Below are 262 nucleotides of genomic sequence, written 5' to 3' on the forward strand. Positions count from 1 at the left end.
GCGCACCCAATACCTGCAGCAGCATGTCGACGCGTGCGCCGTCGCGGTGCGGCGCGGCCTGCCGCTCGGCGGATACTTCGCGTGGAGCCTCATGGACAACTTCGAGTGGTCCTGGGGATACTCGCGCCGCTTCGGGCTGGTGCACGTCGACTATGAGACCCAGAAGCGCACGCCGAAGCGTAGCGCGCTTTGGTTCTCGGATTTCCTCGGCGGGGCGCTCGCCGAGGATGCGGACGCGAACTGATTGCGTTTCACGACGAAT

At 65.6% G+C, this 262-nt stretch carries 1 protein-coding gene; it reads left to right on the top strand.

Annotated features, from left to right (window positions below; translation table 11 throughout):
* Positions 1 to 244, top strand: a 244-nt coding sequence (locus tag SB658_RS24875) for a family 1 glycosylhydrolase (protein WP_410603075.1), incomplete at its 5' end; no start/stop codon positions are given.
* Positions 245 to 262 lie beyond the last annotated feature (18 nt).

The organism is Bacillus sp. SIMBA_008, assembly GCF_046535495.1.
GTDB lineage: Bacteria > Bacillota > Bacilli > Bacillales > Bacillaceae > Bacillus > Bacillus subtilis.